We start from the raw sequence: 26,008 nt of genomic DNA, 5'->3' as shown, positions 1-26,008 counted from the left end.
TCTATCTCCCGTCCCGAATCGTCTCAGCCGCTTCGTTTCCGTTTCCGCGGCCTGTTCCCGGCCGTTTAGAAATTCTTCATTTTCTCCGCCTGATCAGCCATGATGAGGCCGTCCAGGATCTCGTCGATATCGCCGTCCAGGAAACCGTCCAGCTTGTAGATCGTCATGCCGATCCTGTGATCGGACACGCGCCCCTGGGGGAAGTTATAGGTTCGGATCCGCTCCGAACGGTCGCCGCTTCCCACCTGGCTCTTTCTGGCGTCGGCCTGCTCTGCGTGCTGAGCCGCCAGCTGCATGTCGTACAGTCTGGAGCGCAGGACCTTGAACGCCTTGTCTTTATTCTTGATCTGAGATTTTTCATCCTGACAGGTGACGACCAGGCCCGTGGGGATATGCGTCAGACGAACGGCGGAATCCGTGGTGTTTACACACTGACCGCCGTTTCCGGAAGAACGGTAAACGTCCACCCTCACGTCGTTGGGGTTCAGATCCACCTCCACGTCGTCCACCTCGGGAAGCACGGCCACCGTGGCCGCCGAGGTGTGGATCCGGCCGCTGGACTCCGTCTCCGGAACGCGCTGTACCCGGTGCACGCCGCTCTCATATTTGAGCCTGGAATAAGCGCCCCTGCCCTTGATGAGCACTACCGCTTCCTTGACGCCGCCGATGCCTGTGTCGTTGATGTCCATCAGCTCCGTCTTCCAGCCTCTGCGCTCCGCGTATCGCATATACATTCTGAGCAGATCCGCGCCAAACAGCGCGGCCTCGTCGCCGCCTGTTCCCGCGCGAACTTCCAGAATAACGTTCTTTTCGTCGTTGGGGTCCTTGGGCAGCAGCAGCACGTTCAGCTCTTTGCTGTACGTCTCCACCTTCTCTTCCAGCTCCGCCAGTTCCATCTTGGCCAGCTCCCGCATGTCGTCGTCCAGACCGGACTCGGACAGCAGCTCCTTGGTATCCGCCAAAGCATCGCTGGCTTTCTTATACTCTCTATATTTGTTGACGATGGGCTCCATCTCGCCCATCTCCTTGATGTGTTTCTGCCATGTAGCCTGATCTGCGATCACGTCCGGATCGGAGACCTTCAGGCTCAGCTCCTCATATTTTTCCAGAATAAAGTCTAACTTATCGAACATCGCGTCCTCCACCCTGCCCTGCCGCAATAAATCCGGTCATGCAGGGCTTCTCTTTCTCTCTTTTTATTGATTTCTTCACAATTATCCGATGTATTATACCACAAACTACCGCAAAAATAAAGGAAGATTTGTATCTCCGGCAAAATTAAATAGGACCTTGATATTTCTTATGTTATAAAAGAATGCCCGCGGCAGCTCAAAAAACTGCGGCGGACATTCTTGATGGACATCCCATTGGGAAAGAAAGCTTCACAGCAGCTCACGCATCTTTCTCGCAAGGTATAGGGGCATGTTGGTGACCAGACCATTTTTCATATAACCGCGCTTAGAAAAACGAACAACGTATTTCGGCCGGTTTTCCGCCGCATAGCGCTTAAAGGAAGGCGCGGACTTATCCTCGCCCCCCTTTACCTCCACTGGAATGATATCCGTGCCGTACTGGATCACAAAATCGATCTCGCTGCGCTGGTCGGAATAATATCTCGGCGCCACCTCGAATTGCCCCTGAAGCTGCTGTAAAACATAGTTCTCAGTCAACGGGCCCTTGAACTGATAGTCGTTCTTTAAAAGGATCGCGCTGTTGTCAAGCCCCGCCATATGCTTGAGAAGTCCCGTATCGAACACGAAAAGTTTGAACTGATCCAGCTTGTCAAAGGCAGACAGCGGATGCTCCATCCTGGCCACATTGTAGACCCGATTCAGCATTCCGGCGGAAACGAGCCATTCTATGGCTTCCTCAAAATCCCTGGCTCTGCCGCCTTCGCGGACAGCCCCGTACATGAACTTCTCGTTTGCTTTGGCAAGCTGGGAAGTAATGCTTCTGAACACCATGAGAATACGTCCGCTGTTTATCCTGCCGTTGTGTTTGGAAAAATCGTTTTCATAGAGTTCGATCAATTCGTGCTGGATCTGAGACACCTTAGCCGGGTCTTTGTACTTCACCCACGAAGAAACGCACTCCGGCATCCCGCCAATGATGAGGTAGTAGTTAAGGGCTTCCACCATGCGGTCATGAAAGATTTCTTCGATCATCTGTTCCTTCTTGATTCCGGCATAATAGTCATACAGCGGCTCGTCCATCGCCTCCAAAAACTCATCGAAGGTCAGCGGCTTAACGTCCAGAAGGTTGACCATACCCACCGGGTAGGATTTGGGCTTTGCGAGAAGGGTCCCCAGCAGGCTTCCGGCGGCGATCACATGGTATTCGTTCGCCTTCTCCCTGAAGTATTTCAGGCTGTTCAGTGCTTCCGGGCATTCCTGTATCTCGTCAAAGATGATCAGCGTCTTTCCCGGTACGATCTTTTCTCCGACGATCAAAGACAGCAGCTCAACGATCCGGTGAGGGTTCTTATTGGTTTCAAAGACAGATCTCAACTCATCTTCCTCATCAAAGTTGAAGTAAACAAAACTGTCATAGCAGGTGGCTCCGAATTCCTTCATGAGCCATGTCTTGCCGACCTGCCGTGCGCCCCGCAGCACCATGGGCTTGCGCTCTTCGCTTCTTTTCCATTTTATCAAGTCATTGATCGCGTTTCTTTTCAAGGCTATCACCATTCTTTCCTGATACAAACACAGCTTAACACATTTTTTCATTTTTATCAACGCGATTTGATCACATTTTTCATCCATATCCGGACACAAAAAACACATTTTTTACACGTATTTTTCTTCTTATAAACACATTTTTATAAACCGATTTTACCCCGGCCCCGTTCACCAGTGTTTTATTCTACAGGAGCCATGCCGTGGAACTTCGCAGTATGGGACTTCTATTTCTGATGTCCTTTACAGAAAAAAAGTGATGTCCGGCACTCCGGCATCACTTTCTTTTCGCTGTCTCCCACTGTCTCCCGCAGTCTTCTGTCATCGCATCTGCGGTCGTTTCTCAGCGTGTCTGCGGCATTCCTCCATCCTGCCCCCGTTTCCCCCGTCTTGCCTGATACGGGGCGGCTGGAACTCTGCCTGGCGCCGCTCCTAGCCGTAATATCGGAAGATCACCATGGTGCTGTCCTTCTCTTTTCTGGCTTCGCCGCGGAAACGGCCCACGTCCTCGCTCATGGCCGCCGTCATTTTATCCAGCCGGACTTCCCGCCGGGTGATCTCATCCATCCGTTCCCGTACATAGGTATCAGAATAGATATTTCCTTTGGCGTCCATGGTCTCCGCAAGACCCGGCGTGTACAGGAAGAGGATGTCTCCCTGCACCAGGTTCACAGACCGCTGAAAATAAGGCACGTTTTCCATGGAGCCCATGCGGATGCTCTGTTTGTTGGGCAGTTCTTCAAACTGCCGCCCGCTCTCCTTGAGCAGCGGTATCATATTGCCGGCGTTCACATAATCCATCCGGCCGGTGTTCAGATCGACCACGGCAAGGAAAGCCATGACGTCCAGCTCCGCGTCGTTGCGCCTGCTGATCTCGTTGTTGGTCTCCGCCAGTATCCTTCCCGGCGAATAGCCCAGCTGCGCGTAGTTTTTCATCAGCGTGGAAGTCACCACCGCCAGCATGGTGGTAGGTATTCCCGAATCCGACACGCTGCCCGCCATAATGCACAGACGGTCCTGTTCGGTGAAGAAGAAATTGTAAAAGTCCCCTCCTGCCTCCTGGGCGAATTCCAGCCTGGCGTAAATATCGAATTCCTTTCGTTCCGGGAATGCAGGAAATGTGCAGGGATACAGGCTGAGCTGTATCTGCTTTGCCACGGAAAGTTCCGCAGCCATGCGCTCCTGCTCCGAAGCCATGCCCTTCATATCCACCATATAGCGGGTGAGCTCGCGCACCATGTGGTTCAGGCGGTCCGCCAGAAGTTCGATCTCGTCCCTCGTGTGGATCTCCACTTCCTGAAAATTAAATTCTGAAGGGTCTTTGACCACGTAGCTCTGCCGTACAAAGTCGTCGGCGCTGTCGGCGATCTTTCCGATGGGCCGGATGATCCGCCGGTTGATGATGGTGATAAACGCTCCAAGGTAGACGATCATCAGCAGGATCGTCCCCACGATCACTACCGCCAGATAAGACCAGAGACTGGTATAGATCCTGGTCATGGAAATATCCAGACAGAGGATGGCCACCAGATCTCCCTGGGCGGTGCGGATAGGCGCGATCGCCGTTTTTACATACTCCCATCCGGTGGCCTGGGCGTCCTCGCCGCCCACCTGGGTGGAGTTGTCATAAAAACGGACCTGCTGGTCGTTCTGCGCCACGATCATCTGGAACTCCTCCCGCATGTCCTGGGTGAAGTCCTCTTCAGAGGCCAGATCTCCCAGATAGCTGATGGTCTCCGACTCGTTTCGCAGTTCCTCTTCCGTGTAGGCGTTCATCACATAGCGGATGGTGCCCTCCTGCGGCCCGTCGGGATAGTAGATCATGTAGATATACTGAGCGTCGGAATTTTCCTTGATCTTGTTCATCTCCTCCTGGAGCTTCTCGAAGGATTCATTTTTCGTGCCCGTCTGAATGCACTGCTGCAGCTCCTCGGCGCCGATGCCGCTGTGGATAATGGAGACCAGCGTCTCGGCGTAGTTCCTGTAGCTTTCCTGTATGTTCTCCGCATACCGCAGATAGCCCAGACCGCCGATCAGCAGACCCAGGATGACTGCGAAGGAGACGCACAGGCAGATCACGGTAGTCCTCAGCTTCTTGTGTTTCTTCGGTTTCAAATCCATCACCCCTCTCTATCAGGCCGCGCTTTTTCCTCCTGCTTCTTTTCCGTCAGGGCATAGACCGCGTTCAGCCCGGCCACGCAGCCGATCAATCCCAGGATACCCGTTCGGAATCCGATGGAGATTATACTGGCGAAGATGATCGTACCGGTGGATTCTCCGATATTATCCACCAGATCATAGCTGCCCATGGCGTTGTCTTCCCCGTAGCGGACAGCCTCCTTCATGCGTATAAAGTAGTCGATCCGTGTGGATGATCCGAAGCTGTTGGCCACTCCGATCATCACCAGGGCGAAGATGAGACTGGGAAGGGTCATTCTCCAGGCAAAGAGCAGCAGCCCCGCAAAGGTGACCAGACTGGACAGGTACATGGCCCTGCCGCCAAATCTCCTGGACAGGTAATTGGTAGCAGCCACGCTGAGGTACACACTGCACAGGGAACAGATGATGATCAGAAGACTGGCGATATTCTCAGTCAGCCCGTTCTCACTGCCGTAGATCGGCACATAGTAATAGGTGAAGCTGTTCATGACGATGTATGGCACCTGAATGCAGAGCATGAACTTCAGGATGCCCGGAGAAGCGATAAAGCGCAGGATGCCGCGCTTCCCCTCCGTCCCGGACGAACCCGCCGCAGCCGGCGCATCCGTTCCCCGGCGTATGGTCAGTCTGCCGCCCATCAGAATGAACGCCAGAGCCACCAGCCCCCAGGCTCCGGCGGAGACGAAGAAGACGCTGCCCTGGCCGATCCTTTCCGCCAGAGCGGAACCGAAGAGCATGCCGCAGTTGATGCCGGATATGCTGGCGGCGTTGAACAGAGAAAAGCCGTTCTCCTCCGCGCCCTCCGCAGACATGGAAGCGATAAAAATGTGGATCGAATTGGTGATAAATCCTACTCCGATCCCGTTCAGGACCAGACCGGCGACGATCATGGCGTAATTGACGCTCATAGCCATGGACAGGTCGCCCAGCAGGGCCATGAGTCCGCTGAGGACCGCCATTCGGGCGAATCCCAGCTTTTTGATCAGTCCCGGGCAGAAAACGGAAGTGACGCCGATGGCGATGAGATTCAGCGTCATGGGCAGCGAATTGGCCAGGGCCGTTGGCATTCCTATATCTTTGCCCACAAAACCCATGATGTAGACGGGCAGGAAGGAGGTTGCCATATTGAAGGCCATGAACGTGATGAACACCAGCACCCGCACGATATGCATGGGAACCGCCCTGCCTCCCCCGTTCAGCGTGGTCCGGTACCGCTCCCGCAGGTCGAAGAAGGACAGGACTTCACTGAACAGAAACATGATAGCCAGCACGATCATGATCATGGCGATGATGATATTCTGGGTCATGGCGCTGATCTTCCCGTCGATGACGTCGCTGAGGGTGCCCACGGACACCACGCCGATCACCCGGTGGCTGCTGTCGAAGATGGGCGTATGCACGTAAATATAGGAACCGGTCTCGCTCTGCACGTTGCTCTGGAAGATCTCCCCGGACTTGTAGACCTGGCGGACCTCCTCCGTCTCCTCGTCGGTGAGCGGATAATACGTTCCGATGGAATTGTCCAGATATGCCACAGCGTACCCCTTCTCGCCGTCGTACCGCAGTATATTGCAGTACAGGTCTTCGCTGTAGCTGTATTCTTTGTCCACCATAGTGGCCATTTTGTCCCACAGATTCCGATAGCTGCCGTTCATGAAATTCTGCGGCGAGGTGATGTCCTCGATCTCTTCCTCGTCCATGCTGTTGCTGACGATCTGCGAGATCATGGTCAGCTTCGTCAGCAGTTCTCCCCTGTAGGTGTCTCTGAACTGCCCCATCAGACCGTAGACCAGTATGATCGAGACGGCTACCACCGTACAGATCACCAGCATCCCGATCTTCTGCGTACTGGTGTAGGAAAACGAAGTCAGCAGCGCCGTCCCCCGGATCAGCAGGTAGACAGCCCCCAACAGCCCCAGGACAACCAGCAGATCAAACAGCAGCTCCCTTCCCAGATAGCCCGCGGACTTTTTCACTTCCGTAAACTTCAGCAGCTCATCCCCATTCCGGTCGGCCACGCAGGCCGCCCCGTCGCTGATATAGGTCAGATACTCCCCGCCGTCGGTCTGCCTGACGCTGGAAACGTTCCACATGTTGGTACCGGTCAGCACAGTCTCCATCTGCCAGCCGTTGTCTTCCGAAAACCGAAGAAGCCGTCCCGAGGCGATGTCGGTCACGTACACTTCGCCGCTTTGACCCATGCCCCCGCGATAAAAGGCGATCCGATCCGGCGCCGGCCCATCCGGCGCAGACTGTTCCGCAGACTGTTCCGAAGGCAGCTCGTACAACAGCGCTGCAGTCTGAGCGCCGCTCTCCGCCAAAAGCAGTTTGCCGCGCTTGTCGATGGCGTAAACGCTCAGGCTTTCCGTGTCGATGACAAAATCCTGGATCAGCGTAATGGCGTCATCCATGACCCAGGTCTGCGCCGTCTCGCATTCCTCTGTGACAGTATCCATGCGCATCAGTGAAAATCCGTCGTCGTCCGCTGTGACGAAATACAGCTGATCCCCCCGGACGTCCATGCCGAAGATCCGATGTTTATCGCAGTACTGATCGCTGTAGTCCGCCGTGTAGCATGCCCCCAGCGCCTTTCCTGTTCTGTCGTACCGCAGAATGGATTCGCTGTCCACAGAAAAACCGGTCAGGCTCCATCCTGTGTCCAGCACGTAGACGTCCCCGTTATCCGCAACGCAGATATTGTCCGCATAGTAAAATGTGTCGCCTGTGGGGGCGCATCCCTGGATCACGGTCTCCAGCCTGCCGTCGGTGATCTTCAGGACTCTTGTCTTCTCCTTATCCACCACATAGTAGCTGCCGGCTGCATCCCCCTTGATCAGCCAGGGGACCTCCACCTCCACTGCAGTGCTCAGTCGAAAATCATAATAATAAGCCGTCTGGCTTACCAGAGAAAAACAGATCACCACCGCAAGGATCCAGGCAATGTCCCCGATCTTTATTTTCTTTTCGGCAAATCTGTGAAACCATTTCTTTACTGAAAGGTGTTTCATACCTAGTAATCCTCCCGGCTGAGGTAGTCTTTATGCGCAATGTCCGTATTGTATATGGTGTTTTCCCCATCCCGGCTGAGAAACTCAGGATACAGGATAGAATCCAGCAGCAGATCGGTCCCGTGCAGCTTTTGGCATTTGCGGCCGGAATCCGTCTCATCCAGACTGTCCAGCTGGATCACATGCCTCGTCCCGAATATGTAATAGGGCAGCGCCAGCATAGTCACGTAATCGACGATGGCGTCCCGCTTCCCGTCGCTCTTCGTCAGTTTTTTTACAGCGGCTCCATCCCTCAGGTACGGCTCCCGCTTTTCGTAAAACAACCGGCACTGCTCCCGGTCCCTCTCGTGGAGGACTACCGTCTCCAGCGAGGGGTATCTCCGTTTCAGCACGTCGATCACCTCAAGATAGATATCCGTTATTTTGAAGGCCTCCGTCTTAAAGTCCTCCATGACCCTCTCCCTCATCTCTCTGTCCAGAGGTCCCAGATCGCTTTCCATGTATTTTATGTAGGACAGGTCCGGAAGGGGCACGACTACCTTCCCGCCCAGCGCCTGGGCCGCCTCGAAGAGATACAGCAGGCTGATGTATTCCTGACGGGTGATGCCGGTCTTGCGGTTCAGGATCCGGATCTCTTCCACCTGATCTCTGTACTGGGTCAGATACTCCGCCAGTCCCACGGCCGGAAGGCTGTTGTCCCTGGTGCAGCTCCTTCCGCAGCTGCAGTCGAATTCCCGGCTCCCGCCGTCCCGGAGCCGCACCTCCGCCAACACCTCGTCGATCCCGAAGAGACAGGGCCCTCCTACAAACCCCAGGGGCTCCCCGCTTTCCGCCGCTTCTCTTATGTTTTTGAGCCCCGATACCAGGAACGGAATGCGGTACAGTTCCGCCAGCCGCACGTCGGCCAGCTTCGGCGCCATCTCGCACAGTTTAGAGAACGAAGTGACCAGCGCTCTGTTTTTGTACTCGAAAAATTTCAGTTCCTCCACGGGCCCAAAGCGGGCCAGAGCCCTCCGCCGGCCCTCCTCCTCGATCTCCCGCATTTCGGTCCTCACCAGCTTTTTCTGTTCTCCCAGCTTTTCCAGCCCGGCCTTTTTATTCTCGCCCCGCTCTGTCTTTTTGATCTGGACGGTCTTCCGATGAAGCTCCTCGATCTGCTGATGCAGCCCGTTCCAGCCGTTATCTTCCTTGTATTCCTCCACACATCGGTAAAAACGGTAATGATCCGGAAGATTTTTTCCTTTTTCCAGCCCTGACAGCGGTTCAAAGAAATCCCCCGCTGTCAGCTGAAAATCCAGGATCTCGTCCGACTCTTCCCCATAAACGGTATCCTCCTTTTTCATTCCGTTTCTCTCGATCAATTTTCTCACTGTCGTGCGCATAACTTCTCCTTGTCTTGCTAATAGGATTCTATAAAAATATCCCCTCCGGCCTCTCCGTTCAAAGCCTGATCACAGCGCAGCAGATATTCCTTCGCCGCTTTATCGCTGTGGTCCATTTTCATCACTTCAATAAAATGCTGTCTTGCCTCCGCAGTCCGTCTCTCCATGAACAGCGCCACGCCTTTTTCAAACACCATCTTCGTCTTTCGTTTCCTGTTTCTCACTTCCACGCTGTCGCCGTCAAATACGTCGTAGATCTTTTCGACGGTCCTGGAGGTATGCAGATAGACGTATCCCAGCAGCCTGTAATTAAATTTCTTTCCCCAATCGGGTATGGCTTCCAGAAAGCCGGCGGTGACGATGATGCGGGCGTAATATTTCGGTCCCATAGACTGGAGGAAGCGGGCGAACTCCCGCGCCTCAGACAGGATCAGGATCGTCATCCTCCGGTCGTGTCCCACCGCCCCCACCATCAGCTGCCCGTAGCAGAGACCCACTGTCACAGCCTGGTATTCCGGGTTTTCCCGGCTCATCCGCTCCATCGTCTCGCAGACAGACACGGCGGCCACCACGGCTCTTTCCCTGTTTTCCCGGTAGAATGCGGTGAGCCCCCCCTCTGCGAAGCCTTCCACCACGCCGTCATTCTCATACACGATGGGAATGATCCGGTTCAGCATGTTATTGATATAAGTAAAGACAGCGTCCGGCTGCTTGTCGTGGACAAACGCCTGAAAACCTGCCGTGTTTACTTCCATGATGGCGGCCGATGAATACTGCTGGTCTCCCACAGACAGCTGGGAGTAGCTTTTCCTGCCCAGCAGCTTCAGTATCTCGGCAGGGAGGAATCGCTGGCAGCTGTCCTCTGTCTCTGTCTCGCCCCCACGCGCGGATGCGGCCGCCGTCGTTTCCGGCCCGCCTTCCCGCGCCGGTTCCAGGATCCGATCTCCGCTTCCGGCCCGGCGCCATTCTTCCCCCCGGGCAGGCTGCCGTTCCCGGGCTTTTCTCCGCAGACTGACGATCAGGACCGCATTCAGCAGCAGAGAGGCCCCGCAGAGGAGCGTGATCAAGAATTCTTTTCCATATATAAACATGTCTGTTTCCTCCGATCTCATCGGCTGCCGCAGCTTACGGCACCTGGATATTATTCGTCCCCGGATTTGCGATCTGGATCACCCCGCCCCAATTGCACATCAGTTTGGACGTGTTGTTCAGGGCAGGATATCCTCCGATCAGCACCGTGGGACTGCCCGGCGCCCAGGGCGCCGCGATCACCGGTATGCACGGCATGGGAGTCAGCGCTCCCAGCGCCGCGGCCGTAGCCGCCGCCACCTGAGGATTGGCCAGGCTGGAACACATGCCGAAAGGCGCAATGTTTACCATGGGATTTTTGTCCATGATCGTGGCGATGGCCATACTGGTCATCACTTTGTTTGCCGGCAGCACGTTCAAGACCGACGGCGCCGCCCCGAAGCTGCACTGCAGGTTCGCTCCGCCGCATACACACATTCCCATATCATTCCCCTCCTGCGGTAAAATCCAGATGATTGACCGCGCCCGTCTTAAACCGGCGCTCCAGCCGTACCGTCTTTTTTCCTGCGGCCTCGCAGAGGAACCGATTCGTGTCGCCGGTCATATTGGGGATCGGCAGAAAAAAGATCCCTTTGTCGTCGGCCCTGCCGGCGGTCACCGGAAGGACTGTGGTCCCGATCTTCCGGTAGTCTGCGCAGAGAGGTCTCTCCAGCAGATAGTCGCCGTTCCTGTCCATCCTCTGCAGGACCCGGAAAAATTCCGCGCCCGTCTTGTCGTTTGTTATGTAAAGGGCCTTGCCCTCGATATCCACAGTATCGGGATGGTACAGGCTGATCTGCATTCCGCCCTTTTCTCCAGACCGCTCATAATCGTAGATCAGCTTCAGCGGCCGGCCGGTCTCCGGACACAGGATACGGATCAGACTTCCCGGCTCCGCACGGCCCTCCACGCAGGTAGTGTCCCGGGGCACGGGATAGTTCCGGTCAGGCGTCAGTCTGACCTTCAGCGACGTGTACGGCACGCCTCCCAGCTCCGCTGTGAGAGTCCTGTCCTCATAGAGCCCCGCCTGGATAAATACCTGGGCCTCCCGGCCCTGCAGATTCGTAAAAACATAGTAGCCCTCCGGCTTGCGCACCGGCGGTTTCTCCCCCGGGATCCACACTCTGGCTCCGCTCCCCAGGATCACTTTGTTGCTGAAATCGTCGATGAGCGTCAGCACCAGCGATACTCTGTGCCGGACCCGCGCTCCTGAGCTTCCTCTTTCTGCATCCATGGCCCTCTCACCTCCGTTCGCTCACCGTCAGATCCGCATCTACCACTCTCCGTACCTCTCTCACTCTCTGAGATTCGATCTCCACAGGATAGACCTTGTAGTACAGCGACAGTTTGTAGGGCAGATTGGGCATGTTCCACAGCTTCATCTTTTCCTCGTTGTCGATGCGCAGCATCTCCACGCGGACGGGGAACTCCGCCGCTCCTCCCTCCTCGCCGATCCATTCGCTGCCCAGAACGGGAAAATCGAAGAGCGTCTGCATGGTCTTTCCCAGAATGCGCTGTTCCTCAGACGCCCGAAATTTGACGTCGCTGGGCGAATAGGCGGTGATCATGTAAAACAGCGTCAAAAACAGGGAGGGGTATCTCTGGCTGTTTTCACCCTCCGGCCTCATGCGGGGCGTTCGTCCCGCTACTTCCTCGCTTTCCTTCACGTCGTAAAGATGGACTCCCAGAACCATATCGCCCCTGTCGTCCGGGCTGCACAGTCCCACGGCGTCTGAATTCAGAATGATCTCCGGGACCAGCTGACTTCTCAGCAGCTTCACGATGCCGTTTCCCACGTCCGATATGATTGAATAACCTGACATACTGCCTCCTCACTGCGGCCGGCTGAGATCGCCCGCCCCCTGTTCATCCGCGCCGCCGGCCGGATCTTCCGAAGGGTTCTGGCCGCCCGGTGTATCCGGGCCTCCCGTCTCACTTTCCGCCGCGCTTTCGTCCGTTTCCTCTTCGCTGTCGCTTTTGGTCTCCTTCTCCTTCTTCGGGTCCCTGTCCTCGGCGGAGATCAGCAGTTTGCCCAGATGGAAGGTCCCCTGGCTCACGATCTTTCCGGTGGCGGCGTCAAAGAGAACGCCTTCCCCTTCGTACTGACCGCGCTGGAAACTGCCCTGATAGATCATCACGCCGCTGCTGTCGTACAGTTTTCCCTCTCCCTGATACTGGTCTTCATAAAAACCGCCCTGGTATTTCAGGTTGCCCGTATCGGGAAAATACAGGGAACCGTCGCCCTGATAAAGTCCCCGATAAAATTCTCCCTCGTAGAGGGTCTTGCCTGTGGCGGGGACAAAGAGCTTTCCCGACCCGCTGTAAAGACCGTCCTCAAACCCGCCCTCGTAGACCTGCTCGCCTTTTTCGTTGTATTCTTTGCCGGATCCGCTGCGGACCCCTTCGGAAAACTCGCCGTCATAGGAGAGGATCTCATCGTTGTAGACTTTGCCCTTGCCCTCGTACTTGCCGGCGGCAAACTGCCCGTCGTAGATCACCTTGCCGTCCTCTCCGTACAGCCTTCCGGCCCCCTCGTACAGCCCGTCCGCAAACTCGCCGTCATACAGCAGCAGCCCGGCGGCTCCGGCAGCCGTGTTGTACAGCTTGCCTTTTCCGCCGTATTTTCCGTCCGCCATGCCGCCCTGATACAGCAGCTTCCCCGTCTCCTCGTCGTACAGGCAAAGATCGCCCGATTCCATGAGACCGCCCTTAAAATTCCCCTCAAAGAGAAGGCGCTCCGTCTCGTCGTAAAGTTTGCCCTGCCCTTCTTTTACGCCCCGGGAAAACATGCCCTCATAGTGGAGCCTCCCCTCCGGATCGTACAGCTCGCCTTTTCCCTCGTACTCGCCCTTCTCAAAGTTTCCCTTGTACTGGAGTATGCCGTTGGCGTAATACAGCTTTCCGCCGCCCTCAAAAAGTCCCTGTGCAAACTCTCCCTCGTACTGCTTCCCGCCGTCTTCATAATAGAGAACGCCGCTGCCGTCGTACTGGTTCATGAGGAAGGTCCCCTTATATTTTGTCGCTCCTCCGGGATAAAACAGTTCTCCCTGTCCGGAGTACATTTCCATCTCAAAATTTCCCCTGTACGTCAGATCGCCGCCGGCGCCGTACAGAAGCCCGTATCCGTTGATCCGTCCGTCTTCCAGCCTGCCCTCAAACAGCAGCCGCCCGTCCTGCGGATCGCTGATCAGCCGGACGCGTCCTGTGTAGCCCCGCATCTCTTCCGTGTTGATCACCATGGTCTTCACGAAAAACTTCGCCTGCAGATACGGGCCTCCCACGCGGATCATAAAAATCAGAAATAAAAGGATCAGCAGACACAGAACGACCATCAGTTTTTTGGCCACATAGTGATCGCCGATCAAAAAGTATTCTTTCAGAGAGGCGGGTTTTTTCGTGATCCCTTTAATCTCTCCCTTGATGTCTCCGGACACCTTGCCCACGATGCTGGTTGGGCTGAGCAGGCGCACGATCTTGCGGTAGACCATCAAGACCGGCGCGATCAATATTCGTTTCAGCTTCCGCAGCAGCAGCGCAAGCGCCTTTGCCAGATCAAAGTTGCCAGAACCATTCATGCTTTTCTGTTCTCCCTATATCTAAACGTCCCGTGAAACGTCAAATTTCCTCTGTTCCGATCTGTGTGATGATGGAAGCGGGCTTGGCCGGCTTTGCCGCGTCCCCGATCGTCCAAATCAGACAGCCCAGCCCAAAGAGCAGGATCGCCACCACCGCCGCCCTCTTCACGGCCGGAAACAGCTTTTTGATCCGCTCCCACATCCGAAAGATCCAGGTCTTCGGCATACCGATCTCATCCTCGGACAGTTCCAGGATCTGGCGGTATACGGTACGGTACCGGCGGTAGAGCTCCATATAATCCTCGCATGGCTCGTCCCGGAGGAGATCGAGAAATTCCTCCATGGGTTCCAGGACCTGCTTTTTCAGCTCCTCGCGGAACAGCTCCTCCATGATCCGGCTCAGTCCCAGAGAGACGTCCTCCATGGTGTAATCTCCGTGATGTTCCAGATCGTCCACAGAATAACGGAAAAAGACCTCCAGGCTCCTGGTCACATAAATATTCTCAGGCCGCAGACAGCGGCTCTGAAAGTAACAGGGCATCGACTGAAGCACCATTTTCTCCAGAAGTCCAAGCCCCAGTTCCAGCCGTTCGCGAAGCCCCGTATACTCGCCCTGAAGCTTCTCCTCAAGCGCCTCGCCCTGATAACACCGAAACACCAGATGGAGATTTTCTTCAAAGACAAAGCACTCGGGCAGATCGGTAAACCTCTCGCTCTCCACCTGCTCATACAGGAAGACCATATTTTCAGCCACCAGCCGCTGATCTCTGAGTCTGATGATCAGAAACCGCTCCCGCGCCCTGTTTTCACACAGATACACGTCTTTTTCCTCATCGTGTCCCAGGTAACCGATCACCAGATATGTTTTATTTGCGGTCTCGATCATCATACGCAATCACCATCCGTGTCGTTTTACTCGTTTTTATCTCTCACCACTGCGAAAATAGAAGCCTTAACCTCGGGATACGCCACGCTGCGGGCCGACACCTCGTAGACGCCGGGGGCGTTGGGCGCCGTGTAGTGGCCGTTGCTGTCGATGTAGCCGCCGTCGTCTTTTACGCTCCACTCGATCCGCTTGTCGGGCATATTGCTGCAGACGGCTTCCAGGAAGTAGCTCTCCCTCATGCCCAGCTCAAGAATACTGGGCTTGATAAAGATCTTTTTCTCCACCTTTTCCTTCTTTTCCTCCTCCGCGCTGCGCAGCGCCGTCCAGCGGACGCGCACCCTGTTTTCCGGAACGCTTTCCAGGAGACGGATCCCGATGGTAAAACTGCCTTTCGCCTCGTTGGAGCACGCCGCCGCTTCCGCGCAGACTTTTTTGTCTGTAAAGATGCCGGATGGATCTGAGAGGATCTCGCCCTCCTCCGTCTCCACGCCCAGCTGGATGCTCACAGCGCCCAGGCCAAGGCCGTGAAAGATCTCTTTGGAAAACAGCTTCTGTCCTTTCTGAGCCCCGATGCTCAGGGGGAACTCACAGACGCCGTTTCTCACCTGAACGGCCGCGGCCCCGCCGCCCGTTCCGCTCTGTCCGGCTCCTTCCCTGCCTGTTCCCACCGAAGCGCTCCGGGATCCGCTCTCGCTGATCAGCATGGTGTTCAAAGCGGCGCTGAGCTCATTTCCCATGACGTACTGACCGAATGGCGCCGGCTCGATGCGGGCGATCATATAAGTATCTCCCGCCTTGATCATGTAGATCTTGGCCAGGTAGAGCTTTTCTCTGTCGTTGCGGTTCAGGATGCGCTCCATGGCCGACTGATGATAAGAACGGAGCAGTTCGCTCTTTACATCCCCTTCCGACACGCGGGCGATGGATCTTCCTTCCGCCCGGGCTTCCACCGGCTGCTTTGAAACAAACAGGCGAAAACTGTTTTCCTCCACCTCAGCGGCGCACTCTACTCCGGACACTTCCGCCGTTTTCAGCCGGTAGGTCAGACAGTAGCTCCCCGTCTTTTCGTGGAGCATTTCGTCAAAGGACACGGTCAGCTGCTGTTCCCCCTCCGCCGTCAGGCAGGTGAGGCCCAGATTATAGGAAAAGGAAATATACTGCTGGCTGAGATTTTCGATCTCTATCCGCAGCTGCGCATCGCAGCCGCTCTGCACGAACCGGGGAAAGACCTGCCTGACGGAAATGTCCTGATCGGTGTACAGGACCACCGTTTCCTCGCAGAGAGACCGGTAGGAAAGGTTGCGGTCTTCCGGTTCCTGATTGACCAGATACAGGCGGTAACCTTCCCGAGTCCGGCTGTATTCGGCCTGGTCCGTTCCCGCCGCGCCCGCGCCTCCGGCGATGTTGTGTACGGGATTTGTATCCTTCTCGTCGTATTCCACGCACAGATAGACATAATTGTCATGCATGTCCGTGCAGGAGTCGAAGCCGGGGAGCAGCGATAATTTTTTGATCACCGGCGTGTCGATGACGATCTCCCGTCCGAAGGAGTCCAGGGCACAGCCGGTCTCTACCGAAATGGTCTGCTCGTCCACCCCCACCACGTTCATGCCGGCTACGATGCCGGCGCCGCAGAGAAAGCGGTTGATCATGCGGCGCTTGTCGTTGAAATACTTCTGTTCCAGTTCAAAATCGTCCACGGACAACAGCTTGCCGTAAAAATACTTATTTCTTTCAAAGGGGAAAAAGGTCGTGTTTTTCATGTTATCCTCCTATCTCGATGGGTTCGTCTCATTTTGGATCACGGAAAAAGGCATCATGGACTGCCCGTCGAGAGCCAGCCCCCGATACTCGCTGAGAGATGTATTGACACCCAGATAGGTGTGGTCTCCCAAAAACAGATAGGGCTCCAGTATGACCAGGTTCAGCTCCATCTGAGCGGGCATGATCTCCTGAATGACCCGAATCAGCGCTCTGTACTCTTTCTGAGTCGGTACGTCCTGCTTTTTCAGAATGAATGACAAAACATAGGGGTTCCCCCCGTACAGTCGGGTGAGGATCACTTTTTGGCCGCTCTGCTTCATAAACGCGTCCAGCTGGTGATATTCCACCATGTAAGCGTCGCCTCCCGTATAGAGCCGGATGAAGTCCAGCATGCCCTCCCGCGTTCCCCGTTTTCGATAGAGCTCTACTGCGCGCCGCAGCAGGCCCCGGAGCTGTTCTTCCGACCACATATAGCTCTCCGCGATATCCAGCCATCCCGCCAGCCAGGGCAGAAATTCTGATCCTGTGGTATCTACATCCAGCAGCAGCGGCGTCCGGCGGATCGCCAGGTTCAGATCTTCGTACAGGGTCTGAAAGACCGCCAGATACCGCTCCAGAAACTGATTTTTGTCGTTGGCCTGATACACCTCGGGCAGATAAGAGATCCAGGACTGCCGGGGAAAGTAAACGCAGAGATCCGAAAGCCCAACGGTCTCGCTCCCCCGCCTGTACAGTTCAAAAGCGATCCACAGGTACCTTCCTGTCACGTCGTGCAGGAGAATATCCCGCTGGCCCGAGACCCTTTTCTTCACAAAGGGCTCCATGATCCTGAGTTTCTCTTCCGCGTCCAGAGTCTCGTCTTTCAGCAGCCCGGGCAGGCTGACCGGCCTGCCGTCTCTCTGGAATTCCAGGGAGTCGGCCGTGTATACGGTGACGGTGCAGGGCGCGTCCGGCCGGCGTACTGTCTCAAAGACCAGACGGTGCCATTCCATGTCTTTTTCCCTGCTGTCCAGGATCCGTGTGACCCAGACGCCCCGGTCTCCGCCGTCATCCGCCAGTCGGATCCCATCCCTGTCCCGGCTCATGCCCTGAATGCAGCCGCCGGAAAAGTCTTCCTCTTTATTAAAAATGAAGTATTTCAGTTTACGTTTCATCTGAATCTCCCGAATCGCCTTCTATTCGCCCATACTGAACAGATACTGCACGTTTCCCAGACGCACCACGCCGTTTGGCGGCAGCCTGACCGCTCCGTCCTTGCTTCTGGTCACCCCGTTTCCGCTGGCGTCCATGGTCAGAGAGTTGATGCCGGCCACGCAGGGGAGAACATCCAGAGCTCCGTAAAAATCCGCGTACTGGACAGTGGCACCGAACTGATTCCCGATCCTTGCAAAATATTGACTGACCGTCTGTTCCACCAGTTCTCTGGCGCCCACAAAATGGGGCCTGACCACGATATCCGCATAGACCTCAAATTCGATGTACCGGGGCGGAAGCAGACTGATCCTTCTGCCCGCCATGCGAAACTGTTCCAAATAATTCAATATATTATTTTTATAGGCGCTGCTGAGCCCGGATTCCCCGGACCGCGAGAATGGCTTGACTACGATGTTGATCTCGGTCTCGTCCACAGCCTTTTTCAGCAGCCTCATCTCCCGGGAGGATATGACCTTGCAGCTCTCCAGCATCAGTCCCGGCGTTTCCATCACACGGCGCTCATAATCCTGGTCGCTGACCGCCGTCTCCGGCATTTTCAGCATCTTTCTGGCCCGCAGAAAACATTCGGCCAGGGACTCTTCATCCCTGCCTCCCCGGCAGTTGTCCCAATTCCAGACCCGCATGTCCTCCGGCTCCAGTCCGTCAAACCGGTCGATGGCGCAGGCTTTGGCGTTCCCCCGCCTGCCCAGCGTCCTCTCATAAGCGGCGATCAGGATCTCTCCCTCCGGCGCCAGGCCGTGAATACAGTCGCCGAACCGCACCAGCCCTCTTTCCGCGTCCAGCACATAATGCCGGTCCGACGGACCGGACCCGGAAAGATCATCCACCTTGGTCCACAGGCTGCACACGTGGGGCCCGCAGCCGCTGTCCCTCACCATCAATTCAAAGGAATGGTATTCCACATCGCCGTCGGCCAGATCGTATTCCTGAAAGGGAAATCCCGTACCCACCGCCAGAGCCCCGCGCTCCGCGTCTTCGTCCAGAAAGCTGATCACCCGGATCCCCCGGACAGGCTCCGCCGTCTGGGGCAGCGTGAACAGAAAGCGGCTGACTCCCGTATCAAAATTACTGGTCTTCGTAAACCTGCTTACGCGGACGCACAGTTCCCCTGTCAGGGCGTAAAGTTCGTTTTTTCCGTTCAGCGACAGCATGGTATCTGTCAGGCAGCAGTTTTCCCCGGTCTCCGTCAGCTCCACCGGTACGTCCAGCTTTTCGATCCGTTGTTCGGCCTGTCTCAAAGAAAGGACGTCGGCGCTGATCATCCGCAGTACCGGCGCGGTGTCGAAGGACTGACGCTTCAGGACGAGACGCAGAAAATAGCCTGTCCGGCCCCAGAGTTCGGTCTCCTTCTGCGGTCCGTGGATCGAGAATTCCAGAAAACCTGTGGCGACGGCCCCCCGGGTCCCGTCCCGAAAATCCAAAACCGTCTCCCAGCCTTCCTCCCCAAAATACTGAAGTTCCAGTACGGCCAGGGGGAAAGGCATGTCTCCCTCCAGGGGATTTCGCGCAACGGTCCCGTTCTCCTCCAGTTCCATATAGATGCTCAGCTCCTGGGCCTCCGGGAGCATGCGGTCAAATCCAATATAAAAACAGTCGCTCTCCCGAGGCTCTCTTCCGAACAGCTCCAGCCCCAGCGAATGATCGCCTGCCAGCCGCGCTCTGTCCGCCGCCGCCCCGGGACCGTCCTCCCCGGCGCTGAAACAGACCCGGATATCGCCGCCGATCAGCTGCGTTCTCCGCTCCGCCATAAAGCAGGTGGTGCCCGCAAGCAGCTTCGTTCCCCGCAGCACCGCCACATCTTCCGGCGCTTTCACCCGGACCAGCGCGGCGGACGGCGCTCTGTGCCGCCGTTTCATCCCCAGAAGCTTCAGATATTTTTCGCGGCTCTCATCGCTGATCTGATCCAGAAAAAACTGCTGACTCTCCTTCAGCCAGGAAAACATTTCGATCAGCGTAATGCCCGGGTCGTGATAGTTAAAGTCCGTCCATTCCGGATAAAGGCTGATGATCATATTCCTGGCTTCGTCCATGATCTCCTCAAAGCTCTCTTTATCCAGCGTTAATTCCGGAAGCAATCGGCTCCCTCCTTTCTAGCTCACCTCGATGATGACCTCGTGAACGCCCCCCGCCGGCAAAACATAGCGGCCGCCTCTGTCATCTTCCAGGTCCACTTCTCTTTTCTTTCCGCCTTTCTCCGTAAAGGCGCTGATATATATGTTTTTAACAAGGGTCACCCCCGGCGTGTCGGAGATGGCGTTTTTGATCTGTATATTTCCTGGCAGCGTTCCGATCTCCCAGCCCTGCCCGTGATAGTTTCCGGAAAAAGGATCCAGAAAACGATTCAGCCTGTCCAGCACCTGCTTTTTCGTCTGAAATACATTGTTGAAATCCCGCACTGTCAGTTCCGCTCTCACATCCAGCCGGACGAACTCCGGTTCGATGATATACAGCCCGGATCCGGAGAGCAGATCGCCGCTGATCTTGTCGGAGAGATACGATTCCACGTTCTCCCTGACGGCGTTGAACTGGGTCTGGCCGCTTTCGTAATCCCTTTGTATGACCACCAGCGTTACAGCGCCGGGCCGTCTCTTTCCCTCCCCGTCGTACCCCGGGAAGCACCGCACTCTCCTGATGCTTCTGGAAGCCGACAAAGCCAGCTCTTCATAATCCCGCGCCGTCACCGCCCGGTTCTGATGCCGGATCATCGCGGCGTTTCTCTGCAGCGCCTGAGACAGGGGTTCGATGCCGCACCCGCCCATCAGGGCCACGGGATTTCTAACGCTGTTGATAAATCCCGCCTCCCGGTTCATCTGATCCACTCTGCCGGCGGGCATATTGGCGTGTTCGCCTCCCCCACGGCGGTAATGAATGCGGATATTTTCCACGGCGGAGGCAGGAGGGATCCTGCCCTGCTTTCCATTTCCGAAGACCACATATCCCTCGATCCGATTGAGAACATAGACCCGGTCCTCCGGACCCGCGTCCACAAAATCCTCCGCTTCCTCCCAGCGGATCCAGGCCGCCGTCATCACCCCCGCATCGTCCCGGGCCGCCAGCAGCCGCTCCTGGCCGGCCAGAACGCCAAGCTGCTCTTCGTCCAGCCCGGACAGCTCTTCAACATAGACCTCAGCGGTCATGATCCGATCGTCCTGCAGGGAAAAACGCATATTCTCCTGATAGATCTCCATGCGGAAATACTCGGTGGCTTCCCGATCCACATTGATGATCTTCGTGGTGTTCAGGAAGATCCCTTCGGCGGCGGGAAGGGCCGCCGGACGATTCTTCTGCTGATACACGTCCTTCGTGTCCGTGATCCTCATCCAGTACTGTTCCCGCCCGAACATGCTCTTCCTGCCGAAATCGTGGCCGCCCATCAGCGTGACGATGCCCGACTTGCCCAGGTTCACGGTCTCGTCCACCAGATTCAATTCTTTCCACTTTGATCCGTCGCAGTACTCCCAGAGCAGCGCCGCGTTTCTGCGGTCCATATTGTCTTTTAAAAGGAAGAAAAACTTCAGCGGTCCGCCAAGGGGCGGGGTATCAAAACCCAGATAAAGCGTCTGCCGCTTCTCGCCCAGCCGGAGGAAGGGCTGTTTCCCCTCCGCCTCCGCACCGGCGGACACAGACAGGTCCCGCATCTCCAGATTGTTCTGCGCCAGCAAATGCCGGGGAGCCACAGGACGGGATCCATAGTCGTACCCGAAAATGGTGTGTTCCAGCACCGGGCTGATGTAGGCGCCCTTCATTTTGTAGAAATTGTTCACCTTGATCACTCTGGCCCGTATGTAATAGGAACGGCAGGAGTTGACCGTCACCGAATCGATGTCTTCGGGACAGATAAAGCGGATCTTCTTGTACTCCCCGTACATTCTGCCTTCCGGATAGAAGAGATCCGCGTATCGCTCGTCTGAAAACAGACGGGCCCAGCCCACGCCGTTGTAATACTCCCAGATCACTTTCCCGATGGTGATATCGTATTCCGGATCCGGTTTGAAATCTGAGCGCTTCATGATCCAATCCCACTTCACCGGATCATTTTCAATATTGAAATCCAGAGGGATCTTGACAAAGTCCAGATTAAAGGCCAGCTCCACAGCCGCCCCTTTCTTGCAGAGAGCCTCGTCGGAACCAAAATAGACCTCGCTGAAATTGGTCAGGCGTTCCCCAAAGGGAAAATAATGCTTCTTGTTGCTCTCCGCGCCGTCGGCGTAGATGCTGTCCGGTACGATATCCGCGCCATAGGTGCGCAAAAGCATGCCGTTGAATGTAAAGCGCTCCAGGGCCTCGATATCCAAAACCGTACAACGGATAAAATATCCCTCTGCCTCTCCCACCTGGGTCCAGGCAAATTCCGGCTGTCCCGCTCCCTTGTGAAAGATCAGCCTGCCGTCTTTGAGCTCCTGTTCTTCAAACGCAAGATACCCGTCTTCCGTATAGTATTCAAACCGGGCGCAGCCGCTGTCCGCCAGCCGCCTCAGAAGTTCTTTGGATGCGCTCCGCTCCCCGTCTTCTCCCAGCTGTATAAATGACAGTTCAGCCCAGCCCTCTTCCCGGATGCGCAGCGCCTCGCCGTGACAGAAATACATCTCGTGGCTCTGCAGGTTGTTTTCGTGCCGGTCAAACAGGATCAGCTCCTCCAGCGGTTCTTCTCCGTCCCAGAGCTTAAAGATAGAATCGCTCCTGTCGCTGGTCTGGTAAATGCAGCTCAGTCTGGCAGGCGCCACATATACGTCGTCCACCGTCCGGTAGGAGACCACGCCGATCTCCTCGTCCTCCGACTGGGCGTTCACCACAGTTCCGGCGGGCAGCTCCACTCCTCCCGCTTCCTCGTTGACCAGAGAGAAAGTCACGTACCCCCGGGCGGGCGTGGCCGGAAGAAGGCTGGCGTCCAGCTCGTTCAAAAACGCGATCCTGTTTTTCAGCAGGGTCTGATTGAAATGCTTCAGGGTTTTGGAAAACATCTCCGCGTAGACCAACGCCACCGCCGTCCCGATATCGGGATTTTCTTCTTCAAACCGCCATTCCGGCACATAGCTTCCAGCCTTTTCTCTGATCTGTTCTATGATCTGATTCTTTGTGCGATCGTCGATATTCTGCATGTGGATCGCCTCCTTTCCCGCCGTTCAAAGGGCACTTTCTCCAGACAGCCGGGACGCCGTCCTGCCGCGCTGTTTCCGACTTAAATGTTGTCGCCGAATCCCTCGTTGATATAGAAGGGGAAGACCAGATTAAAGGGATTGTTGGTGGTCCTGACCACATAGCCGATGTGGACCACCAGCTTTCCGCTCTCCGCCTGATCCAGGTCCACCTCCACATCGATATCCCGGATCCTGGGTTCCCATAGGATCAGAGCCTCTTCCACGCTCCGCTCCATCTCTTTCAGCGACGTAAAATCCATCGTCCCGAATATATAATCGTGGATGCCGCACCCAAACTCGGGATTGCGGACCCGTTCGCCTTTTTTCGTCATTAAAATGAGATAGATGGCTTCCTTGATATCCTCCTCGTAGGCTGAAGTCTTCATCCGGCCCGTCACCTCATCCACCTCGATGGGAAATCGAAAACCCCTGCCCAGGAAGGAATTTGCATCGTTTCCTCCAAACATGACCCGCCTCCTCCGATCAGTTGATCTTAACCATAGCTCCCTTGACCTCCAGCATGCCTCCGGACTCCGCTTTCAGGGAGCTCTGCGCCTTGATATTCAGCATGCTGCCCTCTATGGTATCGTTCTGCCCTTTGAGCTGCAGCGCCTGACCCGCCTCCGCCTTAATATTGTCCGCCTTGATCTGGGCGGTCTTCGAATTGCCGTCCAGGGCGACCATGGCCTTGCCTCCCACTTTCAGCTCGATCTTCGTCTTGGCGCTGATCTCCAGTTCGCCCTTTTCCGCGTCGATCCGTATTCCGTTTTCCCCTTTTTCGTCCTTGATCAGGATCTGCTTCTTCTCATCCTCAATGGATATGGTGAACTTGCCCGGGCTTTTCACTTCGATGCGCGCCTTTCCGTTTTCATCGTCAAAGGTCACCTCGCAGCCGCCTTTCGTCCGAAAGGACTTGATGGTGTTCTTGTCATTGGCCGTATCCGCCTGCAGCTTATTTTTATTATTCCAGAGCGTCCCAAGCACGATGGGACAATTTCTGTCCCCCATGTTGAACGCCACCACCACCTCGGCGCCCACCTCCGGAAGCGCGTAAAAACCAAAGCCGCTGCCGCTGTACTGAGTCATCACGGGGATCCAGCCCGTTACATTCTGGCCTTCTTCGCCCAGAAGGATCTCCACCTTGACCTTGCCCGGATAGTCCTTATTCCAGTTTTCCTTTACCACGCCTGTGGTAACGCCTGCAATGCTGCGTCCCTCGTTCTCCTGGCCGGTGAACTCGCTAAGAAGTCCCATTACTTTACTCCCCCTATCTCAAAATACGTCAGGAAACTCTCTCCGCTCATGGTGTGGACCACTTCTGTGATGTAATAGGACTGGTCCGCCATCTTTTCCAGAGCCTCCACCTTGAGAAACCGGCCCGGTACGATCTCCGGCAGTCCCAGCGTGCTTCCGCTTCCTGTGCAGGACTTGTCCCGCCGCATCCGCGCAATGGCCTCCGCCCGCACCTTGGCCTTTTCCCTGCTGTCCGCGTCCGGGGCCGTCACCGTAAAAACAGGCGTCTGTCCCTGGATCTTCGACTGACTCATGACTCCCTTGGCCTGGGCCTCTCCCTTCACCGCCGTCTGCTCCGCCGGGTTGTAGCCCACCGCTTCCACCTTCAGATCCAGATAGGAAAAATCCACTTTCAGGTCCTGCAGTTCCCTGCCATACTTGACGGACAACACAGGCGCCGTCACCTTCTGAGGCTTGCGGAAATAGACCTTATCTGCCAGTACAAAAAATTCTCTGTCGGTCCTTCCGCTGGCGATCAGCTCCTTGGATATGAAGTCATAATCGCTGGTAGTCTGCGACACCGGCTCCGTCAGCGAGTCAGCCGTAGCGTCCACCGCAGGAGTGCAGAGCCGGGAATAATCGCCCAGCACCGTCTTCACCGCATCCGAATAATTTTTTACGTTGTAAAGCTTGTGCTTTTTCCCGCTGCTCATCATCAGACGCCTGGCGTCCATCAGCGTGACTACCAGCAGGGGATGCTCGCCAAACTCGAAGCCCAGCATGGCCACATAGCCTTTGAAGACCTTCTGCGTCGAGGACAGGTAACCGATCTCCACCTCCACCACAGTGCCCAGCTTGAATTTGGTCTTTGCGGCGGACTGAAAGGAGTGACTTTTCTCGTCGTACAGCCCCGCCAGCCGGATCACCGCGCTGCCTGCCTGGGTGAGAGACAAAGTAATGACGATCTCCTCCACGATCAAATTCATGGTCTTCACCACGTCTGCGCCTCCTACCTTGATCTTCAGCGCCGGGACCATGAAATTTCCGTAGCGGGCCTCCAAAAGCTTATAATTTGTCACAGCTGTCATTAAATCCGCCATAAAACAAGAGCTCCTCTTATCAATCCTTTTCTCTCGCGGGTCCGCCGTCGGCCACCCGTGAACTCCTCTACAGATCCGTAAGGGCCGGGATCTTCAGCGCCGTTCCTGCCGGTACGTCCAGGGGATCCAGTATGCCGTTCGCTTTGGCGATCAGTCTCCACTGTTCGATATCCCCGTACTCTCTGCCGGCCAGCTCCCAAAGACTGGTGTCCTCGGACAGCACTCTGCTTTTCGTTCGGTCCGGAGACGCGAAAGGAGAGCGCTTGATCGCGCTCTGTTGTCCCACCGATAAAAGGGTGCAGTCCACCTTGGCCCGCACGGGCACCCCCTTTTTGTCGAACATGGTAAAACTGGTATCCACTTTTACCACCACGCCCGTTATGCTGATGGAGCCCCAGGAAAAAGTCACGCAGGGAGGCCGGTGCAGGTTGCCGTCCACCTTCAACAGCGCGGAAAACTTTACGGTCAGAGCCGACACGTCTGTGGCGATCTTCGACTGCGACACGCTGGTGGCCAGCACAGAATCCGTGTCGAAATAAAAACTCAGACTTGCCACAGACTTTACCGATCCCACGTACTGCGTCACATCGCTGTTCGTGCCCTGGGCCGATACCTGATTGTACTCCACCGTTTCGCTGATGGAATAGGACTCCGGATTGAACTGCACATACAGCGGCAGCGCGTCGCCCTCGATCTTAAACTTCGCCTTGTTGTTCATCATGCCGCTCAACGCGGTCTTCGCCGAGTTTACCGCCGATAAAATTCCCATGCACGCCCTCCTTCTCCGGTCCTGTTCGTACTCGA

At 55.9% G+C, this 26,008-nt stretch carries 19 protein-coding genes; all 19 read right to left on the bottom strand.

Annotated features, from left to right (window positions below; all coding sequences use genetic code 11):
* Nucleotides 1-65: 65 nt before the first annotated feature.
* The 19 genes from prfA to E0E37_RS04250 all read right to left on the bottom strand — a co-directional run bounded on the left by prfA (nt 66) and on the right by E0E37_RS04250 (nt 25,973).
* Entirely contained in the window at nt 66-1,133 is a 1,068-nt protein-coding gene (gene prfA / locus E0E37_RS04340) for a peptide chain release factor 1 (RefSeq protein WP_130861762.1), read from the bottom strand.
* A 249-nt stretch (nt 1,134-1,382) separates the two neighbouring features.
* Nucleotides 1,383-2,684: an ATP-binding protein gene (locus tag E0E37_RS04335; RefSeq protein ID WP_246019631.1), complete on the bottom strand. Its 1,302-nt coding sequence runs from the start codon at nt 2,682-2,684 to the stop codon at nt 1,383-1,385.
* A 423-nt stretch (nt 2,685-3,107) separates the two neighbouring features.
* Nucleotides 3,108-4,796 (bottom strand): PP2C family protein-serine/threonine phosphatase, encoded by a 1,689-nt coding sequence (locus tag E0E37_RS04330; protein WP_130861761.1) that lies wholly within the window; start codon nt 4,794-4,796, stop codon nt 3,108-3,110.
* Nucleotides 4,796-7,843, bottom strand: a complete 3,048-nt coding sequence (locus E0E37_RS04325) for an MFS transporter (RefSeq protein ID WP_130861760.1) — start codon at nt 7,841-7,843, stop codon at nt 4,796-4,798. The genes E0E37_RS04330 and E0E37_RS04325 overlap by 1 nt, the downstream gene beginning before the upstream one ends.
* 2 nt (nt 7,844-7,845) lie before the next feature.
* On the bottom strand, nt 7,846-9,225 hold the full coding sequence (locus E0E37_RS04320; RefSeq protein ID WP_130861759.1) for a hypothetical protein: 1,380 nt from the start codon (nt 9,223-9,225) through the stop codon (nt 7,846-7,848).
* Nucleotides 9,226-9,242: 17 nt separating this feature from the next.
* The gene (locus tag E0E37_RS04315; RefSeq protein WP_130861758.1) at nt 9,243-10,316 is read right to left on the bottom strand and encodes a hypothetical protein; all 1,074 of its coding nucleotides are present in this window, start codon (nt 10,314-10,316) and stop codon (nt 9,243-9,245) included.
* 34 nt (nt 10,317-10,350) lie between these two features.
* Entirely contained in the window at nt 10,351-10,737 is a 387-nt protein-coding gene (locus E0E37_RS04310) for a DUF4280 domain-containing protein (RefSeq protein WP_130861757.1), read from the bottom strand.
* 1 nt (nt 10,738) lies between these two features.
* A complete protein-coding gene (locus E0E37_RS04305; protein ID WP_130861756.1) occupies nt 10,739-11,527 on the bottom strand; it encodes a hypothetical protein in 789 nt (262 codons plus the stop codon).
* A 7-nt stretch (nt 11,528-11,534) separates the two neighbouring features.
* Complete coding sequence (locus tag E0E37_RS04300; RefSeq protein WP_130861755.1) at nt 11,535-12,116, bottom strand: DUF4255 domain-containing protein; 582 nt, start codon at nt 12,114-12,116, stop codon at nt 11,535-11,537.
* Nucleotides 12,117-12,125: 9 nt separating this feature from the next.
* A complete protein-coding gene (locus tag E0E37_RS04295; RefSeq protein WP_130861754.1) occupies nt 12,126-13,868 on the bottom strand; it encodes a hypothetical protein in 1,743 nt (580 codons plus the stop codon).
* Nucleotides 13,869-13,908: 40 nt separating this feature from the next.
* Nucleotides 13,909-14,757 carry a hypothetical protein gene (locus E0E37_RS04290; RefSeq protein ID WP_130861753.1) on the bottom strand — a complete coding sequence of 283 codons (849 nt, stop codon included), beginning with the start codon at nt 14,755-14,757 and terminating at the stop codon, nt 13,909-13,911.
* Nucleotides 14,758-14,780: 23 nt separating this feature from the next.
* Entirely contained in the window at nt 14,781-16,517 is a 1,737-nt protein-coding gene (locus E0E37_RS04285; protein ID WP_130861752.1) for a hypothetical protein, read from the bottom strand.
* A gap of 9 nt (nt 16,518-16,526) precedes the next feature.
* On the bottom strand, nt 16,527-17,672 hold the full coding sequence (locus tag E0E37_RS04280) for a phage tail protein (RefSeq protein ID WP_130861751.1): 1,146 nt from the start codon (nt 17,670-17,672) through the stop codon (nt 16,527-16,529).
* 21 nt (nt 17,673-17,693) lie between these two features.
* Nucleotides 17,694-19,808, bottom strand: coding sequence for a baseplate J/gp47 family protein (locus E0E37_RS04275; protein ID WP_130861750.1), 2,115 nt, complete (start codon nt 19,806-19,808; stop codon nt 17,694-17,696).
* A 15-nt stretch (nt 19,809-19,823) separates the two neighbouring features.
* Nucleotides 19,824-22,832, bottom strand: a complete 3,009-nt coding sequence (locus E0E37_RS04270; RefSeq protein ID WP_130861749.1) for a baseplate J/gp47 family protein — start codon at nt 22,830-22,832, stop codon at nt 19,824-19,826.
* 80 nt (nt 22,833-22,912) lie between these two features.
* The gene (locus E0E37_RS04265) at nt 22,913-23,338 is read right to left on the bottom strand and encodes a GPW/gp25 family protein (protein WP_130861748.1); all 426 of its coding nucleotides are present in this window, start codon (nt 23,336-23,338) and stop codon (nt 22,913-22,915) included.
* Between the two features lie 16 nt (nt 23,339-23,354).
* Nucleotides 23,355-24,125 carry a phage baseplate assembly protein V gene (locus E0E37_RS04260; RefSeq protein ID WP_130861747.1) on the bottom strand — a complete coding sequence of 257 codons (771 nt, stop codon included), beginning with the start codon at nt 24,123-24,125 and terminating at the stop codon, nt 23,355-23,357.
* A complete protein-coding gene (locus E0E37_RS04255) occupies nt 24,125-25,204 on the bottom strand; it encodes a phage late control D family protein (protein WP_130861746.1) in 1,080 nt (359 codons plus the stop codon). The genes E0E37_RS04260 and E0E37_RS04255 overlap by 1 nt, the downstream gene beginning before the upstream one ends.
* A 67-nt stretch (nt 25,205-25,271) precedes the next feature.
* Complete coding sequence (locus E0E37_RS04250; protein WP_130861745.1) at nt 25,272-25,973, bottom strand: CIS tube protein; 702 nt, start codon at nt 25,971-25,973, stop codon at nt 25,272-25,274.
* Between the last annotated feature and the right edge of the window lie 35 nt (nt 25,974-26,008).

This window comes from Bacilliculturomica massiliensis, from assembly GCF_900605495.1.
In the GTDB taxonomy this organism is placed as follows: domain Bacteria; phylum Bacillota; class Clostridia; order Peptostreptococcales; family Anaerovoracaceae; genus Bacilliculturomica; species Bacilliculturomica massiliensis.
Note: the sequence above shows the minus strand (reverse complement) of the source record. Positions and strands in the feature narration are given on the sequence as shown.

What these genes read in the sequence shown, in the direction of transcription:
- prfA (WP_130861762.1), bottom strand. Translation starts at nt 1,133, where the DNA reads ATGTTCGATAAGTTAGACTTTATTCTGGAAAAATATGAGGAGCTGAGC.
- E0E37_RS04330 (WP_130861761.1), bottom strand. Translation starts at nt 4,796, where the DNA reads ATGGATTTGAAACCGAAGAAACACAAGAAGCTGAGGACTACCGTGATC.
- E0E37_RS04325 (WP_130861760.1), bottom strand. Translation starts at nt 7,843, where the DNA reads ATGAAACACCTTTCAGTAAAGAAATGGTTTCACAGATTTGCCGAAAAG.
- E0E37_RS04320 (WP_130861759.1), bottom strand. Translation starts at nt 9,225, where the DNA reads ATGCGCACGACAGTGAGAAAATTGATCGAGAGAAACGGAATGAAAAAG.
- E0E37_RS04315 (WP_130861758.1), bottom strand. Translation starts at nt 10,316, where the DNA reads ATGTTTATATATGGAAAAGAATTCTTGATCACGCTCCTCTGCGGGGCC.
- E0E37_RS04310 (WP_130861757.1), bottom strand. Translation starts at nt 10,737, where the DNA reads ATGGGAATGTGTGTATGCGGCGGAGCGAACCTGCAGTGCAGCTTCGGG.
- E0E37_RS04305 (WP_130861756.1), bottom strand. Translation starts at nt 11,527, where the DNA reads ATGGATGCAGAAAGAGGAAGCTCAGGAGCGCGGGTCCGGCACAGAGTA.
- E0E37_RS04300 (WP_130861755.1), bottom strand. Translation starts at nt 12,116, where the DNA reads ATGTCAGGTTATTCAATCATATCGGACGTGGGAAACGGCATCGTGAAG.
- E0E37_RS04295 (WP_130861754.1), bottom strand. Translation starts at nt 13,868, where the DNA reads ATGAATGGTTCTGGCAACTTTGATCTGGCAAAGGCGCTTGCGCTGCTG.
- E0E37_RS04290 (WP_130861753.1), bottom strand. Translation starts at nt 14,757, where the DNA reads ATGATGATCGAGACCGCAAATAAAACATATCTGGTGATCGGTTACCTG.
- E0E37_RS04285 (WP_130861752.1), bottom strand. Translation starts at nt 16,517, where the DNA reads ATGAAAAACACGACCTTTTTCCCCTTTGAAAGAAATAAGTATTTTTAC.
- E0E37_RS04280 (WP_130861751.1), bottom strand. Translation starts at nt 17,672, where the DNA reads ATGAAACGTAAACTGAAATACTTCATTTTTAATAAAGAGGAAGACTTT.
- E0E37_RS04270 (WP_130861749.1), bottom strand. Translation starts at nt 22,832, where the DNA reads ATGCAGAATATCGACGATCGCACAAAGAATCAGATCATAGAACAGATC.
- E0E37_RS04265 (WP_130861748.1), bottom strand. Translation starts at nt 23,338, where the DNA reads ATGTTTGGAGGAAACGATGCAAATTCCTTCCTGGGCAGGGGTTTTCGA.
- E0E37_RS04260 (WP_130861747.1), bottom strand. Translation starts at nt 24,125, where the DNA reads ATGGGACTTCTTAGCGAGTTCACCGGCCAGGAGAACGAGGGACGCAGC.
- E0E37_RS04255 (WP_130861746.1), bottom strand. Translation starts at nt 25,204, where the DNA reads ATGGCGGATTTAATGACAGCTGTGACAAATTATAAGCTTTTGGAGGCC.
- E0E37_RS04250 (WP_130861745.1), bottom strand. Translation starts at nt 25,973, where the DNA reads ATGGGAATTTTATCGGCGGTAAACTCGGCGAAGACCGCGTTGAGCGGC.